Source organism: Leptospira sarikeiensis, assembly GCF_004769615.1.
GTDB classification, from domain to species: domain Bacteria; phylum Spirochaetota; class Leptospiria; order Leptospirales; family Leptospiraceae; genus Leptospira_B; species Leptospira_B sarikeiensis.
Map to the genome: position 1 here is coordinate 14,354 of NZ_RQGF01000020.1, position 15,497 is coordinate 29,850.

The 15,497-nt window shown below is 40.3% G+C and carries 16 protein-coding genes; 5 read left to right on the plus strand and 11 right to left on the minus strand.

Going from position 1 to position 15,497, the window contains the following annotated elements; translation table 11 throughout:
- The first annotated feature begins 103 nt into the window (after nucleotides 1–103).
- Together EHQ64_RS08940 and EHQ64_RS08945 are read left to right on the plus strand one after the other, a co-directional pair.
- Nucleotides 104–574 (plus strand): MarR family winged helix-turn-helix transcriptional regulator, encoded by a 471-nt coding sequence (locus EHQ64_RS08940; protein ID WP_135649145.1) that lies wholly within the window; start codon nucleotides 104–106, stop codon nucleotides 572–574.
- Nucleotides 575–637: 63 nt separating this feature from the next.
- Complete coding sequence (locus tag EHQ64_RS08945) at nucleotides 638–1,825, plus strand: thiolase family protein (RefSeq protein WP_167882379.1); 1,188 nt, start codon at nucleotides 638–640, stop codon at nucleotides 1,823–1,825.
- A 249-nt stretch (nucleotides 1,826–2,074) separates the two neighbouring features.
- Here EHQ64_RS08945 and EHQ64_RS08950 read toward each other — a convergent pair whose 3' ends face one another.
- The 10 genes from EHQ64_RS08950 to EHQ64_RS08995 all read right to left on the minus strand — a co-directional run bounded on the left by EHQ64_RS08950 (nucleotide 2,075) and on the right by EHQ64_RS08995 (nucleotide 12,051).
- A complete protein-coding gene (locus EHQ64_RS08950; RefSeq protein ID WP_246048664.1) occupies nucleotides 2,075–3,283 on the minus strand; it encodes an NHL repeat-containing protein in 1,209 nt (402 codons plus the stop codon).
- A 131-nt stretch (nucleotides 3,284–3,414) separates the two neighbouring features.
- Entirely contained in the window at nucleotides 3,415–4,416 is a 1,002-nt protein-coding gene (locus tag EHQ64_RS08955) for an NHL repeat-containing protein (RefSeq protein ID WP_246048665.1), read from the minus strand.
- Between the two features lie 325 nt (nucleotides 4,417–4,741).
- The gene (locus EHQ64_RS08960) at nucleotides 4,742–5,938 is read right to left on the minus strand and encodes an NHL repeat-containing protein (protein WP_135649149.1); all 1,197 of its coding nucleotides are present in this window, start codon (nucleotides 5,936–5,938) and stop codon (nucleotides 4,742–4,744) included.
- A gap of 95 nt (nucleotides 5,939–6,033) precedes the next feature.
- Nucleotides 6,034–7,212, minus strand: coding sequence for a serine hydrolase domain-containing protein (locus EHQ64_RS08965; RefSeq protein WP_135649150.1), 1,179 nt, complete (start codon nucleotides 7,210–7,212; stop codon nucleotides 6,034–6,036).
- A 70-nt stretch (nucleotides 7,213–7,282) separates the two neighbouring features.
- Complete coding sequence (locus EHQ64_RS08970) at nucleotides 7,283–7,636, minus strand: DUF3147 family protein (protein WP_135649151.1); 354 nt, start codon at nucleotides 7,634–7,636, stop codon at nucleotides 7,283–7,285.
- Nucleotides 7,637–7,649: 13 nt separating this feature from the next.
- Complete coding sequence (gene amt / locus EHQ64_RS08975; RefSeq protein WP_135649152.1) at nucleotides 7,650–9,785, minus strand: ammonium transporter; 2,136 nt, start codon at nucleotides 9,783–9,785, stop codon at nucleotides 7,650–7,652.
- Nucleotides 9,786–9,859: 74 nt separating this feature from the next.
- Nucleotides 9,860–10,258 carry a GFA family protein gene (locus EHQ64_RS08980; RefSeq protein ID WP_210410834.1) on the minus strand — a complete coding sequence of 133 codons (399 nt, stop codon included), beginning with the start codon at nucleotides 10,256–10,258 and terminating at the stop codon, nucleotides 9,860–9,862.
- 9 nt (nucleotides 10,259–10,267) lie between these two features.
- On the minus strand, nucleotides 10,268–10,696 hold the full coding sequence (locus EHQ64_RS08985) for an SRPBCC family protein (RefSeq protein ID WP_135649153.1): 429 nt from the start codon (nucleotides 10,694–10,696) through the stop codon (nucleotides 10,268–10,270).
- Entirely contained in the window at nucleotides 10,696–11,025 is a 330-nt protein-coding gene (locus EHQ64_RS08990; RefSeq protein WP_135649154.1) for an ArsR/SmtB family transcription factor, read from the minus strand. Before EHQ64_RS08990 ends, EHQ64_RS08985 begins: the two co-directional genes overlap by 1 nt.
- Before the next feature lie 78 nt (nucleotides 11,026–11,103).
- Nucleotides 11,104–12,051 (minus strand): AraC family transcriptional regulator, encoded by a 948-nt coding sequence (locus EHQ64_RS08995; RefSeq protein WP_135649155.1) that lies wholly within the window; start codon nucleotides 12,049–12,051, stop codon nucleotides 11,104–11,106.
- A gap of 404 nt (nucleotides 12,052–12,455) precedes the next feature.
- Here EHQ64_RS08995 and EHQ64_RS09000 point away from each other — a divergent pair, with 404 nt between their 5' ends.
- Nucleotides 12,456–13,466, plus strand: a complete 1,011-nt coding sequence (locus tag EHQ64_RS09000; protein WP_135649156.1) for an oxidoreductase — start codon at nucleotides 12,456–12,458, stop codon at nucleotides 13,464–13,466.
- 53 nt (nucleotides 13,467–13,519) lie between these two features.
- Nucleotides 13,520–14,218, plus strand: coding sequence for a lysozyme inhibitor LprI family protein (locus EHQ64_RS09005; protein WP_135649157.1), 699 nt, complete (start codon nucleotides 13,520–13,522; stop codon nucleotides 14,216–14,218).
- A gap of 69 nt (nucleotides 14,219–14,287) precedes the next feature.
- On the opposite strand, the gene EHQ64_RS09010 is transcribed toward EHQ64_RS09005, so the two are convergent.
- Nucleotides 14,288–14,722 (minus strand): DUF1761 domain-containing protein, encoded by a 435-nt coding sequence (locus EHQ64_RS09010; protein WP_246048666.1) that lies wholly within the window; start codon nucleotides 14,720–14,722, stop codon nucleotides 14,288–14,290.
- 142 nt (nucleotides 14,723–14,864) lie between these two features.
- Between EHQ64_RS09010 and EHQ64_RS09015 the strand changes: the two genes are divergently transcribed.
- Complete coding sequence (locus tag EHQ64_RS09015) at nucleotides 14,865–15,494, plus strand: TetR/AcrR family transcriptional regulator (protein WP_135649158.1); 630 nt, start codon at nucleotides 14,865–14,867, stop codon at nucleotides 15,492–15,494.
- Nucleotides 15,495–15,497: the final 3 nt, after the last annotated feature.

Sequence of the window (15,497 nt, forward strand, 5' to 3'; positions counted from 1 at the left end):
CCAATTGGAAGGAACGGAATAGACACTATGGTTTTCAGAATAAAAAACTTAGATTTTGGTGTTGACTTTCAGATAGTGCATACACACCATTAAAACAGAAAGTATGAAACATAAACTTTCCAGTCACGAACTTAAAAAAATCGGTCTTTCTTGCTTGAATGTAAGCTTAAGAAGGACCACTAGACTAGTGACTTCTTACTATGATTCTATCTTAAAACCGTCCGGTCTGAGGATCACTCAATTCACAATCCTAGTAAGTATAGCCCACGAGGAAGAATGTAGCATTACGGATCTTGCAAAACTTACGGACATAGATAGAACAACTTTGCAAAGAAGTTTAGAGATCTTAAAAAGAGAAGGACTCATCCGGATCGAAAAAAAAGAAACTGGAAATGTTCGAAATCTTTTCCTTACTAAAAAGGGAGAATCCAAATTAGAAGAGGCCGTTTTTCTTTGGGAAGAAGCTCAGAACTCTATCACCAAATCATTGGGAAAACCTAAATTCCAAGAGACCTTAAAAATACTCTCTGAAGTCCGCAAAATCCCGGTTTTAGAAACAGAAGAGACAGTCTAAATACTAAAGTTGAGTTAGAAATTAAGTTTTATACCGTATAGTGTATATACAACAAAAAAGGAGATCCAAATGGTAGTTTTAGTGGATGGGGCAAGGACCCCTTTCGGAAAATTCGGCGGAGGATTAAAAGATTATAGTTCTTCCGATCTTGCTGTGATCACTGCAAAAGAAACCATTCGAAAAACAGAGATAGATCCGAAAGAGATAGAGGAATCGATTTATGGAAATGTGATCCAGGACAATAAGGATTCCGCTTATTTAGCAAGACATATAGGACTTAGATCCGGACTTTCCCAATCCTCCAGCGCACTTACCGTAAATCGGCTCTGCGGTTCTGGGTTAGAAAGTATCCTTCTAGGAGCTCGTAAAATCGCATCCAAAGAAAATCAACTCATCCTTGCAGGTGGGACTGAATCTATGAGCAATGCTCCGTTTGTTCTAAAGGGAGCAAGATGGGGAAATAAATACGGAGATACGATCGCAGAAGACAGGCTCGCCCAAAGTTTAACGGATTGTTTTGTAGATCTGACCATGGGAATGACCGCAGAGAATATCTCTTCTCATTTCAAAATTTCAAGAGAAGACCAGGATACTTGGGCGGGAATTTCCCAAGTAAGAGCGGAAAAAGCAAGCCTAGAAGGAAGTTTTTCGGATGAGATGATAGTAGTCCAGACCGGAGGGAAAAAACCTGTTCTTTTAAATCGAGATGAACAGATCCGAGGAGCGGAATGTGTAGACCAATTAAAAAAACTTCCTACCGCTTTTTTGAAAGATGGGACCGTGACTGCAGGGAACGCCTCTGGGATCAATGACGGAGCAGCTTCCGTTTTACTTTCTTCGGAAGAGTTTGCAAAAAGATCGGGACTGAACCCTTTAGCAAAAATATTAGGTTATGCGAATGTAGGTTGTGATCCTAAAATGATGGGGCTCGGACCAGTATTTGCAGTTCCTAAAGCTCTCTCCAATGCTGGATTAAAACTGGAAGATATAGATCTTTTTGAGATCAATGAAGCCTATGCTTCTCAAACTTTGGCAGTGATCCGAGAACTCGGTTTAGATCCTGAAAAAACGAATGTGAATGGAGGAGCGATTGCGATCGGCCATCCTTTAGGAGCAAGTGGAACAAGGGTTACTCTTACTTTAGCCTATGAATTAAAACGTAGGAATCTAAGATATGGTGTCGCTTCTCTTTGTATAGGTGGAGGTCAGGGAATCGCGATCGTATTAGAAAATTATAATTTTAAAAAATGATTTTCTCTTCAAAATCGATAACATGCAACTTGTTCTTGCAAGCAATGAGTTCGGTTCTGTTATTTCGTTCCAGTTTAGTTTAGGACTCGTTTGACCTTCGGTCACCGACTCTCGCTTTGCGGTCGTTTTCTCGCTCCCTACGGGTCGCTGCGAAAGAGATAGTAGCGAAAATACTGCGATGCACCGTTTATGGTGCTTCGCAGATTGAAGCGGATAGCTCGTCCGCGAAGCGGGTTCGCCCATAAAACTTTAAGGGAAAAAGAGAACTCGCCTATTACTAGAATCCGTTACCCAAAGACCACAAGGAGCGGCTGCCACAGAAACAACAGAACCGGTATTTGTTGTAGTAGGAGTTGTGTTAGAGCCCGCAGTAAAATTGGGTTTACCTAGTACTCGATCCGCTCCTTTCCCCATGGTAAACGGAGGGGAAAAACGAACAGCCCTTCCGTTATTAGAATCCGCTACCCAAACTGCCCCATTTGACTGGATGCTAATTCCATTCGGGCCCATTAAGGCAAACTGACTTGTTCCTCCTGCCGAGCTAGTAAAATTAGGTTGGCCTAGAACCATGTTTGCTTGCATTCCATTTGTAAACGGTGGACTAAATCGAAGAATCCGGTTATTTGCAAACTCTGAAACCCAAAGATTTCCTGATTTATCCACTGCAACTGCTGTAGGGGAATTTATCCTAGTACTCGACGCAGCTCCACCTCCTGCAGTTGTAAAGTCATCCGCGCCGATTACCAAGTCTGCATCCATACTTGTAGTAAACGGAGGCGAGAAACGTAAGACTCGATTATTAAAATAATCTGCAACCCATACTTTATCGTCTGGGCCGACTGCGACACCGAAGGGGTTACTCATTGTGTTAATAGCCCTGGGGTTAGATGATCCGGTTCCGAGCATGATATCAAACGTGCTTGAGGAATTCATTCCAGCAGCAAAATGTAGAATCTTGTTCCCAGTTGAGGTAGTTCCGGAAACCACCCAGATCCCGCCACTTAGATCCATGGCGATATGCCTTGCAACCATTGGAGTAACAGCAAGTATAATGTCTGCACTCGCATTCGTCTCTAAAGGCGGAGGGAAATGCATGATCCTGGCATCAGTTGGAGATCCGTAAGAATCGGATACCCAAAGACCGCCTTGAAAGTCCAGTTGGAGTCCAAAAGTCGATCGGAATTGGTTGGGGGCTGTTCCAAAAGAACTGTTGTCCGTAAAATCCACTTGGCCTAGAACTATAGTTGCCGCCTCTCCGTTTTCAAAAATACCGCAGGAATTTCCGGCAACTTTAACTCCACAGGTGGAGCTTGTATCGTTTAAAAGGAATTTTAAGAGCTGGGTATTTAAAAAGGTATTACTTGAAGGATCACAAGGATTCTCGGTAGAAATGGCGCTACAGCTTATAAGTAGAGACACACTGATAGTATATAATAAATTATTAATATTTCGATTCAAGAGAGAAAATCCGAACATTCGATAAGTAATTTAGGCCAAATGTTTTCCATTGCAAAGCAATTTATTTACTGATCGAAGGAAAGTGAAATCCCTCGAACGAGTAGTTTTTTGAATTATATGTGCAATTTTTTTTAAGGAAAAAAGAGGACCCTATTATTTGGAGAGTCCACCACCCAGACACCGCAAGGATCTATTGCTATACCATTCGTATTGTTTGTTACTTTTGCAGATATCGCCATCGTAGTATTCTTAGAAATAAAATCGGGCTGACCCAAAACGTTATCCGCTGCCATTCCATTGGTAAAAGGAGGCGAATAACGCACGGCTCTTGTGTTTCCACCATCGGATACCCAAACTGCTCCATTTGCTGCAAAAGCAAATCCACGTGGGGACATTAAGTTTTGTTTGTTAGGAGTGCTCGGAGAAGTGCTAGTCACAAAATCAGGTTGCCCTAAAACCAGATCGGCATTCATTCCATTTGTAAATGGAGGCTTAAATTGCAAAACCCGATTATTGCCGCTATCCGCTACCCAAACATTCCCGGAAGGATCTACCCCTACTGCCATTGGAGCCCCCAATGTACTAATGGATGCGGGCCCACCTCCAGCGGAAAAGGTTGCCACACCAAGTACGAGATCCGCGTTCATTCCGGAAGAAAATGGAGGGGAATAATGCATAACTCTGCTGTTGAAATAATCTGAAACCCAGACCCCGTCATTCGCATCCACAGCAACTCCAAAAGGATTACTGAGAGTATTTTGACCAGAGCCAGATGTGCCTGTTCCAAGTCTGATATCAAAAGAAGTTCCGGAGTTCATTCCGGCAGGAAAATGCAAAACAGAATTTCCGTTTGTAGCAGTCGTTCCGGAGACTACCCAGATCCCTCCGGATAAATCCATAGCAATTGACCTAGCTTCCGCCATAGGGCCGGTTAGTATAATATCCGATTCCATATTCGTTTGCAAAGGCGCAGGAAAATGCATGACCCTGGTATTGGATCCATCAGATACCCATATCCCGCCTAGATGAGTATCAAGCGCCAGTCCTGCGGGCCCGAATCGATTAATTGCGTTTCCGCCGGAACTAGTTACAAAATCCGGTTGGCCCAGGACGATCTTTGCCGCCTCTCCCATCTTTAAAACTCCACATTCATTTGCCGCAATTCCGCAAGTGGAACTCGTATCATTCAAAAGGAATTTTAAAAGTTGGGTATTTAAAAATGCATTACTTGAGGGATCACATGGATTCTCAGTGGAAATCGCCCCACAATTTACAATTAGTAAAGCCGAGAAAATATATAATGAATTCTTAATATTTTTATACAAGGGAGAAATTCCATACATGTGATAAGTAATTTAGACGAAACGTTTTTTATTGAAAAGCAATTTATTTACAGATTATCGGAAATCAAAATCCCTATAACGAGTAGTCCTTTTAAATACTTTGTATAAAGAGTGATTAAGGGAAAAAGAGGACTCGATTATTGGATGAGTCAGATACCCAGAGCCCGCAGGGAGCAATTGCTACAGAAGTAGTATTTCCGATCTCCTTCGCATTAATGCCTGAATTCGTATTTGTAATAAAATCGGATTTACCTATTACATTATCCGCGGCCATTCCGTTTGTAAATGGAGGGGAAAAACGTAAGGCTCTTGAGTTGCTACTATCCGCTATCCAAACTCTACCCGCCAGATCAAAACTAATTCCGGTCGGACTACTAAAAGTAGAAGCATCTGTCCCAAAATTCGAAGTCACAAAATCAGGTTGCCCGAGCACCAGATCCGCATTCATTCCACTTATAAAGGGTGGAGAAAATCTAAGGATTCTATTATTTCCGCGATCCGAGACCCAAATTTTTCCGGATGGATCCGCTCTTACTTCCATAGGTCCATTCATCTGATTCGCAGAGAGGCCGATAGAAGCAGAAGTAAAGTTCGCTTGTCCTAAGACGAAATCCGCATTCATACTATTTGTAAAAGGAGGAGAAAAATGTACGATTCGATTCGCACCGTAGTCCGCAACCAATACTCCTCCGGAAGGATCTACCCCGACTCCGAACGGATTCGTAACCTGGTTTATGGAGGCGCCTAATGTTCCGGTCCCGAGCATGATATCATGAAGATCACCTGTACTCATTCCGGCAGGAAAATGTAAGACAGCATTCCCGGAAAGTGTGGAAGAAGTTACCCAAAGTCCTCCCGCTGCATCTGCAGCAATTGCTCTTGGCACTATGAATGTATCAGTAAGAATAATATCCGCACTTTGATAAGTTCTTTGAGGTACAGAAAAATGTAAGACTCTGGAAACATTCGTATCTGCAATCCAAAGTCCACCCTTGTTATCCACAGTAATTCCCCAAGCGCCTTGGTTTTGGTTATCTCCTGTTCCTGCAGTATTGCTTACAAAATCGGGTTGTCCGATTACGATATTTGCAGCTTCTCCCTTTTTTAAGATCCCACATTCAACTGCTGCTACCCCACAGGTGGAACTTGTATCGTTTAAAAGGAATTTTAGAAGTTGGGTATTTAAAAAAGTATTACTTGAGGGGTCACATGGGTTTTCTGTGGAAATTGCTCCACAATTTATCAAAAGTAGAACTGAGAAAATATATAAAAATTTCTTAATATTCTTGGATAAACTGAAAATTCCAGACATTCCTAGCTAATTTGGGTGGATTCCTTTCGGGTGCAAAGCAATTTATTAACTAAGAAAAGAAAACATATACCCATCGAACAAGTAGTCTTTTCGATTTAGATAGAACTTATTATAATCTCATCCAATAGTTTCCCAATCCGTTTATGGATCTCCAGTTCCCCGTATTCTCCGGCTGTAGTAATGACTACCATATCTAGCTCAGGAATAATATAGATCCTTTGCCCGCCGTTTCCAACCGCAGCCTTCCAAAGAATTGTTCTGTCTGGAAGTTTGGTCTTTCCGATCCACCATTGGTATCCGTATTCTAAGGTACTAGAATCTCCCGAGAAAAATTGGACCTCCGTGAGGATCTGAGATTTGGTAGATTCATTTACCCAAACTTTCGGAACGATTTGTTTTTTCTCCCAGGTTCCTTGGTTTAACAAAAGCCTTCCGATCTTCAACATATCTATAGGTTTTAAACGAAGTCCTCCGAAAGCAAGAGCCCTTCCATATTTATCTGTTGCCCATTCGTATTCTTTAATCTCCAAAGGATCTAAAATCCATTCTTTAGTTAACTCTGGTAATGTTTTGCCTGTTTTCCGAGTTAAAATTTCTGCGAGTACAGAAGTCCCTCCTCCATTATAATTAAATGATGTTCCGGGGGAAGTTACCGTAGGCCGATCGAAAACGTAACGGGTAAGATCTTCCTTCCAGTATAACCTTGCCTCATCATTATTAATAAACCAGACTCCCCATTCCTTCCAATCCAAACCACTCGCCATTGTAAGCAAATGGCCCCATGTTATGGATCGATTCGTTTCGGATCTTAGATCGGAGAGTTCGGGGAAAGAATCCAGGACTGGAGAAGAAAGTTCTGGGACGAGCTTCTTCTCTAATGCAATCCCATATAATAAGGAAACGATACTTTTACTTACGGAACGAACATCATGCAAACTATTTCGATCAAAATTAGTTTTTCCTGTAAATGGAAAACGAAAACCGTTCATGATCGTCAAAGGTTTGTCGGTCCCGTTTTGATATAGTTCTACGATCAGCTTTCCATTTTTTTCTATCAGAATTGAATGCAGATTGTTTATCTTAGGAACTGAATTTTGGAGAGTATCACATAACCTTTGGTAAGAAGATCCGATCTCATCCGGACTTGCGATTTTCCAATAGGAATGAGAAGCAGGCAAATCGCAGATCTTTTTAGAAGTTTGTATAGAAGAAGTCTGACATCCCGAAAGAAAGAAGATTAGAACTAGAAAAAAAGCCCCTGAGAAGTAGCGCATAGATACTCAATCACCCAAATAGAAATAAAACTCTATACTTGGACTAAAAAAGAATCGTTTTGGAGAAAGATTATCCTAAAAGTTTAATCCCGAATTTTTCCAATACATAATTACAAATTAGAAAAAGTGCGGCAGTTAGAATGATACAAACAAGAAGCGCAGACCAAAATCCGTATATGGAATATAATTTAGGAAATACTAAAAACATCGGTAGAGTCGGAATTACGAACCAAAACGTGTAATATGCGTGATTGGAAATTTTTTCGGAGCCTGCTTTCTCGAATTGTAACCAGATCAAAGTTAGGATTGTCACAATCGGTAAGGAAGCGATTAATGCCCCAATTCTATCATTTCTTTTTGCGATTTCGGAAATCAGAACGACGAGCCCCGCAGTCACTACGTATTTTAAGATAAGATAGAGCATACAAAAGTTCTCTTTATTTTTTGGATTTTCTGCTGATACCTAAAACAGAAATATCATCCTGTTTAACTGCCCCAGCCAAAAATTCATCCAATTTTCTTAATATTCTATCGATCCCTTCGTTCATCGGAACATTTCTCAGACCTCGGATGATTTCTTCCACTCTTTCCTCTCCGAATTCCTCCTTGGATGAATTCCATTGTTCAAAGAGCCCATCAGTAAATAGTATAATTTTAGATTCTGGAGTAAATATGATCTCATTGGAAGTATATTTCGTATTCGGGATCACTCCCATGATCCTTCCCGTTTTTTCCAGATTATGGATCTCGTTTCCTTGTAGAATATACTGAGGAACATGTCCTGCAGAAGAATATCGGACCAGATTTAGATTCGTATCTATATCTATCACGATACATGTAAAAAATTGATTCAGGTTCTTGAACGTGTGTAGGAACTCGTTATTTAAATGGAATAAGATCTCAGTTACACTATAGATCCCGCGCTTTAAGGATTCGTAAATCGCTTTGATCGCCATGGTGAGAAGTGCTGCTTGCACCCCATGCCCCGTCGCATCCGCCAAGAACACTCTGGTCAATCCGGGACGAAGTTCAGTGATATCAAAAAAATCTCCTCCCACTTCGGTCAAAGGGAGATATCTTACGGTAATTTCCAGATCTGGAGTAGTCCTATCTTCCTGGGAAATGATCCCTGATTGGATCTTTCTTGCAGTAGATAGATCGCTTTGGAGAAGACTTAAGTTATGCTCAAGCTCCACTGCAAGACTTTCTTTTTCTTTAATATTCGTTCTGATCTTATCTAATACTAAATTGTATCTTTCCGCGATCTGCCCCACTTCCGTAAACGGCTCTATAGAAAGATCCTGGCTCAAATCACCGGTCTGCTTCTGGTATTCCATCTCCAAAAATAGATCTATAAGTTCTGTAGTGGCACGGTGTTCGGTATAATTTAAACCCTGGTATTCGTTTTGTGGGGAAACTCTTAAACTATAAAAACGATGGATGATAAATAGAAGAGGATAACTCACTCCGAAAGACAAAGCAGCACAGGACAAAATCCCCAAAACTTGGATGAGTATCTGATCCTGTCTTCCTAAACCCGTTCCGAGCAGAGATAGATCTCCGAAAAATCCTACAGCTAATGTTCCCCAGATCCCACAAACCAAATGTACTGGGATCGCCCCGACTGCGTCGTCTAGTTTAAGTTTATCTAATAAAACTCCCGCTTCGAACATTAAAATTCCTGCAACGAGTCCAATGATCACGGATTCCATAGAATTCACCGCGTGACAAGGAGCAGTGATTGCTACGAGCCCGGCCAAGGTCCCGTTTAATGGCAGAGTCGCTTCTGCATATTTTAATCGGATCCAACCATAAATCAAACTCGACGCCATTCCGCCGGAAGCAGCAAACATCGTATTCGCGATGATCTTTGGAACATTAGAAGTGAAAGCAAGAGTGCTTCCCCCATTAAATCCAATCCAACCAAACCAAAGGATCAAAGTCCCGAGCATCGCTAAAGGAAGATTATGACCTGTGATCTTTCGAACACTTCCGTCCCTTCCGTATTTACCGGTTCTGTTGCCGATCAAGATCATTGCGGAAAGTCCAACCCAACCGCCCACGCTATGTACAGCGGTAGATCCTGCGAAATCCACAAATCCAATATTTGCAAGCCAACCTGTAGGATGATTCCAATCCAGAAGTTCCCTTCCCCAGACCCAATGGCCGAACACAGGATAGATCAAAGAAGAAATGATCGTAGTAACAATGATATAAGCGCCGAACTTCATTCTTTCTGCGACAGCACCCGAGACGATCGTCGCTGCAGTTCCGCAGAACATGAGTTGGAATAAAAAGAAGACGGGTATCTCTGGATTCGTTTCCGAAAATTCAGGGAAAAAATGATCTGAGCCAATCCAACCGTAAAAGCTCGTTCCGAACATTAACCCGAATCCCAAGGAATAGAATACGATCGTTGCGATCCCGAAATCGGTAATATTCTTGATGGCTACGTTGATAGAGTTTTTGGTCCGGGTCAGACCCGACTCAAGGCATAAGAATCCGGCTTGCATGAAAAATACAAGCCCGGAAGAAAGAATGATCCAAAGAATATCGAAATTCGTTTTAGGCATCGAATTCCTTATTACTAAAAATGATAAACGAATTGGCAAGAAGCATTTCTTCCAATTCTTTAATATACTAGTTTTTACAGATGTAGGATATACTCTGGCTCCCGATCCCAACGATCATGTAACCCATCTAGGTAGCTTACCGGAGCCTCGGCCCATTCCTTAGGGTCTAAATTATCCAAAGCACCTAGATTGATCGCAATAAGCTTGCCTCCAGCCTCCGGAAAGTCCCCTCCACCACCAATGCCCACCCCACAATGTTTACAGAACATTCCGTCTATCCGAGTGGAATAATGAGTTACTTCCTTTTCTCCTTCTAGATAACGAAAGTTTTGGGGAAGTACCGAAGCTCCCCAAAATCTTGCTTTAACGCAGTTAGTACAATTACATTTAAAAGTGCCCAGGGAGAGATCGATCCATGCCTCAAAACGGACCCTTTTGCACTTACAACTTCCTAAGTATTTTTTCAGAGCCATATAGAATGCCTATAAGAATTGGAGCTCTAAGTTCTCCAAGGTGCTGATCCAACCTTCTTTATGCCCTTCCATAGAACTATCGCTGGAAAGTTTTTCATGGGTAAGTAACACTTCGGTCCCTTCTCCCTTGTCCGAAAAAATCACGGTTACTAAAGTATCCTCTCTATCCGGGCCTTCCCATCCATGGGAAAAAACCAGTTTTTCATTCATAATAATTTCCTTATATTCTCCGCATGCGATATAAGTCTCTTCATCCCTAAGCATAGTAGTCCTATATTTCCCGCCAACCCTAAAATCCAATTCGATCTCACCGATTGTCAATTCTTTGGGACATCCCCATTTTTTCATCAATTCGGGTTGCACCCATGCTTCGAAAACTTTCTCTCTTTTTGCTTTTATGAATTTAGAGATCTGCAGTTTATAATCTGTAGCTTTCATTATTCTTCCCCTTCCAGTAAATTTTTGAGAGAATCCAATTGTTCTTCCCAGAACCTTCTATAGTATCCGATCCATTTATCCGCACTCATCATCGCTTTACTATTTAGGCTCAGATACGAAAACGAACCTTCTTTTCTACGATGGACTAACTTCGCTCTTTCTAAAACCTTGATATGTTTAGAAGCGGCTGCTAAAGACATCTCGAAAGGCTCCGCAATTTCGGTAATCACCCTTTCTTTTTTAGACAAACTTCTAAGCATTGCCCTCCTGGTCGGGTCAGACAAAGCTTGAAATATCAGATCCAGATCGTATACCTTAGATTCAACCATATGGTTAAATGATATCAAGCGAATACATACAGTCAACCATTTGGTTGAATGTTTATAGAAAAAAATCTAGACTAAAGTTTAGATAGAAGGATCTAGTCCGGGGCTTTTTCGAAGGGATTTAATATCCTTCATAGGGGGTTGACCGAATAATCTTTTGTATTCCCTACTAAATTGTGAAGGGCTCTCATATCCCACATCAAAGGCGGCACTCGCTGCATCCGCAGATCCGCTTAATATGAGCCTTCTTGCTTCCTGGAGCCTAAGTTGTTTCTGATATTGCAAAGGGCTCATAGTAGTGATCGTTTTAAACTTTTGATGAAGACCTGAAACGCTCATATTATGGATCTTGGCTAATTTTTCCACAGTGAAGGGGGTTGCGTAGTTATTCTTGATCCATTCGATTACCTTTCCGACCCCGTTTACTTTTTTATCAAAAATAACCGGTTGAAAGAATAAATGACCGTATTCACCTTTCATCAAACGAAAGATCATTTCCCTTTTTACTAATTCGGAAACAAAAAGGGATTCTTCCGGTTTATCCAAAAGTTTTAATAACTTAACGAATAATTCTAAAATATCAGGGTCCGTTTTTCCGACAAAAGCTGCAGAATTAAGCCCATTATCTCTAGGTTTTACATGGATCCCCGCTTCTGAAATTACATCAGCGATCTCCTTTTTAGTGAAATCAATTCGAAGACTGATAAACGGTTTTGATTTACTTGCAGTCATGACATGTCCTTGGGCAGGCATGTCGATCAAAGAAGCTACAAAATCTCCCGCATAGTATTGTATTTTCTCCTTTCCGAGATGGATCTTTTTTGCCCCTTGAACGATAAGACAGAAAGAAGGAGTCAGAACTCCAGGTACAAAAGAAGTAGGATTACTTCTACGAATAACGGATAAGAATGGAATGACCGTTTCAGTTCTCCCTTCTCCGAATTTTTCAGTAAGAGGAATGATCTGATCCAAAACTTTTTGATTCGTAGTAAGTATCGGATCCGAGGATCCTATTATTTTCTTTCTCATTTATCCCATTCCGAAATCTTATAAAACAAATATAAACTTAAGTAGATTTCCATGCGAAGGTGCAAAGATAAGAAGGTCTCTTCCTCTTTCTAAAAATATCTTCTTTTTACTTCGCTGCTTTGCATAAAAACGAATCTAAAAATCTAAATTTGACCCATAACATTCTACACCAGTTTGACAAATAATAAAATGTCGGAAAATGCAATAATATTGCCTAAAACTACAATATAGAAATTTTTTCAGTTTTTAAAGTTCATATCAATTATCTAACAAACCGGCTTTGGGCGCTCATTCTTAAGGAATCGGTCAGTTTTTAATTTTGTAGTTTTAGGCAATATTAATGTCCGAATGATCTATTTAAACTTTCTACTATAGATTATAATTCTTTAGTCAGGAGAATAAAAATGAATACAACACAAAACCCGATCCATTCAGGATTTGGAGCAGCCTCCACTGCAGAAGATGTTATTAAAGGTATAGACCTAAAAGGTAAGACAGCGATCGTTACTGGAGGATACTCAGGTATCGGTGTAGAAACTTCAAGGGTACTTCGTAAAGCAGGAGCAGAAGTAATCGTTCCGGTCCGAAATCGTGATAAAGCAAAAGAAACATTAAAGGGAATTGATGTAGAAATAGAAGAATTAAATTTAATGGATCCTAATTCGATCGAGTCTTTTGCGAAAAAATTTCTCTCTTCCGGTAGACCTCTTCATATATTGATCAATAGCGCAGGAATTATGGCGAATCCTTTAACAAGAGACCCAAGAGGATATGAGTCCCAATTCTCTACAAATCATCTTGGGCATTTCCTTCTCACTAGTAAGCTTTGGCCTGCACTTCTAAAAGCAAATGGATCTAGGGTCGTCTCTGTTTCTTCTAGAGGACATCGTTATTCTCCTATCGTTTTCGAAGATCCTAATTTTCAAAATAGAGAATATGATCCGATGCTTGCTTACGGACAATCCAAAACTGCGAACGTACTTTTTGCATTGGAATTGGACAAAAGAGGAAAAGCGGAAGGTGTTCGCTCTTTTTCTGTTCATCCGGGAGTAATTGTAGATACAGATTTAGGAATACATATCCCAAAAGAATCACTATTAAAAATGGGCGTAATAGATTCTCAGGGGAATTCGATCTTAGATCCTAGTCGCCAATTAAAAACTGTCGAGCAAGGAGCTTCTACTAGCATTTGGTGCGCTACAAGTCCGAAACTGAACGAAAAAGGAGGAGTTTATTGTGAAAACAATGATATTGCTTCGATCGTTTCGGACCTAAAACCGAAAGATCCTTTGATCGGAGCGGATGAAAAAGGAAATTATGGAGTATTCCCACACGCAGTAGATCCTGAAGCTGCCACTCGCCTTTGGGCCCTAAGTGAACAACTCGTTTTCCAAGGAAAAGGATCATGGCTCTGATCATTCTTATAAAAAAATCATTGTCATAGATGATCCAATCTTAAAATTCTTGCATGCGTTTTTGGATCTTCCTTGGAATATTAATCTTCAGTCTTTCTTTACAAACCAAATCCAAAGAAACTGAAGAAGATTGTTTAAAACTTAAAAATAAAGAGGAGCAAAAAAAATGCTCCTCTAAAGAATATCAAGCTGCAGACAAAGAATTAAACAAAGCTTATAAAAAGATCCGAGAAACACTCTCCGAATCTGAAAAAGAAGAATTAAAAAAACTGCAAATCATGTGGATTGGATATCGAGACGGAATTTGCGAAGGTCCAATGTATTCAATGGATGAAACCGGTGTAGATACGATCCTTTGCAAAACTGAGATCACAATTGATAGAACTCAATATTTTCATAAAGTATGGGAACATCCAAATCCACCAAAAGATGGGATCGGGTCTTATACGGATGGATTTGGAGGAAGTCTAAAACTTTCCCGAGAAAAGTCCAAAAAAGAGATACAATTCTCTTTCGAAGTAGTCAGAGGGCCTACAGCTCATATAGGAGAAGTGACCGGAAGCTGGACTCCAAATCAGGAAGGAAAATGGACCTGGGCTTCTACTCCAAATTGTAATTCCGAGGATCCGGATTGTTGCCTTCTCCAATTCGAAACTTTTCCCAATAGGATCGAAGTAGAGGAAATCTCCTGTTCAGCATATCATGGAGCAAGAGCATACTTTGGCGGAAGTTATAGATATTCAAAAAAATAATCGTTTTTCCGAGAGGGTCATTAAATTTCCTCCCGGAAAACATATTATAGAAATATAAAATTATTTAGATCACCAAGCTGCGATGATCGCCCCCATTACCGCCATTACAACCAGAGAACATCCGCATTCGAATAGCCAAAGTTTTACTCCCCTCCCCATCCAAATCACTTCCATAGAGGTAGAAGTAATTATAAATCCAAGCCATACCCAAAGTCCACAAATCACGCCCTTCCAAATCCCGGAGCCTCCCAAATAAGTGGAGGAAGAAGCAAAAAGATAAATTACCGCAAGAACGTAAGCAGTCACTACGTTAGCGAAAAGATTCCATAACATCTGAGGGACCATATCGCTGAACTTCTCATTTCCAGTAGGATGAATATTTGCCAATTTCATCCAAACCTTGCCGAATATAGGTCCATGAAATAAAAATCCCAGAATAAAAGCCGTGATCGCAGATACTAATACTGCGATCAAATTGATCGGTAACATATGAACTCCTACCATTTCTTACGGATCCTTTCAATCTGATAAGATCCGGGGAACGTTTTTAACATACTATTTAGTATGTTAAAAGAAAAAATCATCTCACCCCATTTATTTATTGAAAATTTTTTCAAAAATTATCGACTATGATGGTGCTCTCTGTATGAAAAGATCGAATAATCTCGAAAAGAAAACCCGTAATCTGGAAAATACCAGAAAACAGATCCTAAAGGTGGCTTTTGAAAATTTTTTCAAAAACGGTTTTCAAGCCACGAGTATGGATGATCTGGTCCATCATACAGCTCTTACGAAGGGAGCATTTTATCATCAATTCCAAAGTAAAAATGAACTAGGATATGCGGTAATAGATGAGGTCATAAAACCTCTTATATTAGAACGTTGGGTAACCCCTCTGGAAAATTACGAGAATCCGGTGATTGGGATCTTAGAATTGATGCAAAAGAATATAGGGAATACAAAACCGGAACTTCTAAAATATGGCTGTCCGTTAAACAATTTCACACAAGAGTTATCCGTGGTGAACAAAGGTTTTAAACTTAGGCTACAAACTGCCTTGGATCTTTGGGTATTGAATATTAATAAACAATTGATCCGAGCAAAACGATCCGGGTTTTTAAAAAAAGAAATTAATACGAAAGAAGCCGCTTTATTTGTAGTAATGTCTCACGAAGGTATTTACGGGTTTCTGAAAGGAACAGGAAATAAAAAACAATTCAATATACTTTATAAGGTAATGAAAACCTATCTAAAATCGATCTCAAATCCATTTTGATCT

What these genes read in the sequence shown, in the direction of transcription:
- EHQ64_RS08960 (WP_135649149.1), bottom strand. Translation starts at nt 5,938, where the DNA reads ATGTCTGGAATTTTCAGTTTATCCAAGAATATTAAGAAATTTTTATAT.
- EHQ64_RS09000 (WP_135649156.1), top strand. Translation starts at nt 12,456, where the DNA reads ATGAATACAACACAAAACCCGATCCATTCAGGATTTGGAGCAGCCTCC.
- amt (WP_135649152.1), bottom strand. Translation starts at nt 9,785, where the DNA reads ATGCCTAAAACGAATTTCGATATTCTTTGGATCATTCTTTCTTCCGGG.
- EHQ64_RS09005 (WP_135649157.1), top strand. Translation starts at nt 13,520, where the DNA reads ATGCGTTTTTGGATCTTCCTTGGAATATTAATCTTCAGTCTTTCTTTA.
- EHQ64_RS09010 (WP_246048666.1), bottom strand. Translation starts at nt 14,722, where the DNA reads ATGGTAGGAGTTCATATGTTACCGATCAATTTGATCGCAGTATTAGTA.
- EHQ64_RS08965 (WP_135649150.1), bottom strand. Translation starts at nt 7,212, where the DNA reads ATGCGCTACTTCTCAGGGGCTTTTTTTCTAGTTCTAATCTTCTTTCTT.
- EHQ64_RS08955 (WP_246048665.1), bottom strand. Translation starts at nt 4,416, where the DNA reads ATGGGAGAGGCGGCAAAGATCGTCCTGGGCCAACCGGATTTTGTAACT.
- EHQ64_RS08940 (WP_135649145.1), top strand. Translation starts at nt 104, where the DNA reads ATGAAACATAAACTTTCCAGTCACGAACTTAAAAAAATCGGTCTTTCT.
- EHQ64_RS08970 (WP_135649151.1), bottom strand. Translation starts at nt 7,636, where the DNA reads ATGCTCTATCTTATCTTAAAATACGTAGTGACTGCGGGGCTCGTCGTT.
- EHQ64_RS09015 (WP_135649158.1), top strand. Translation starts at nt 14,865, where the DNA reads ATGAAAAGATCGAATAATCTCGAAAAGAAAACCCGTAATCTGGAAAAT.
- EHQ64_RS08995 (WP_135649155.1), bottom strand. Translation starts at nt 12,051, where the DNA reads ATGAGAAAGAAAATAATAGGATCCTCGGATCCGATACTTACTACGAAT.
- EHQ64_RS08990 (WP_135649154.1), bottom strand. Translation starts at nt 11,025, where the DNA reads ATGGTTGAATCTAAGGTATACGATCTGGATCTGATATTTCAAGCTTTG.
- EHQ64_RS08980 (WP_210410834.1), bottom strand. Translation starts at nt 10,258, where the DNA reads ATGGCTCTGAAAAAATACTTAGGAAGTTGTAAGTGCAAAAGGGTCCGT.
- EHQ64_RS08985 (WP_135649153.1), bottom strand. Translation starts at nt 10,696, where the DNA reads ATGAAAGCTACAGATTATAAACTGCAGATCTCTAAATTCATAAAAGCA.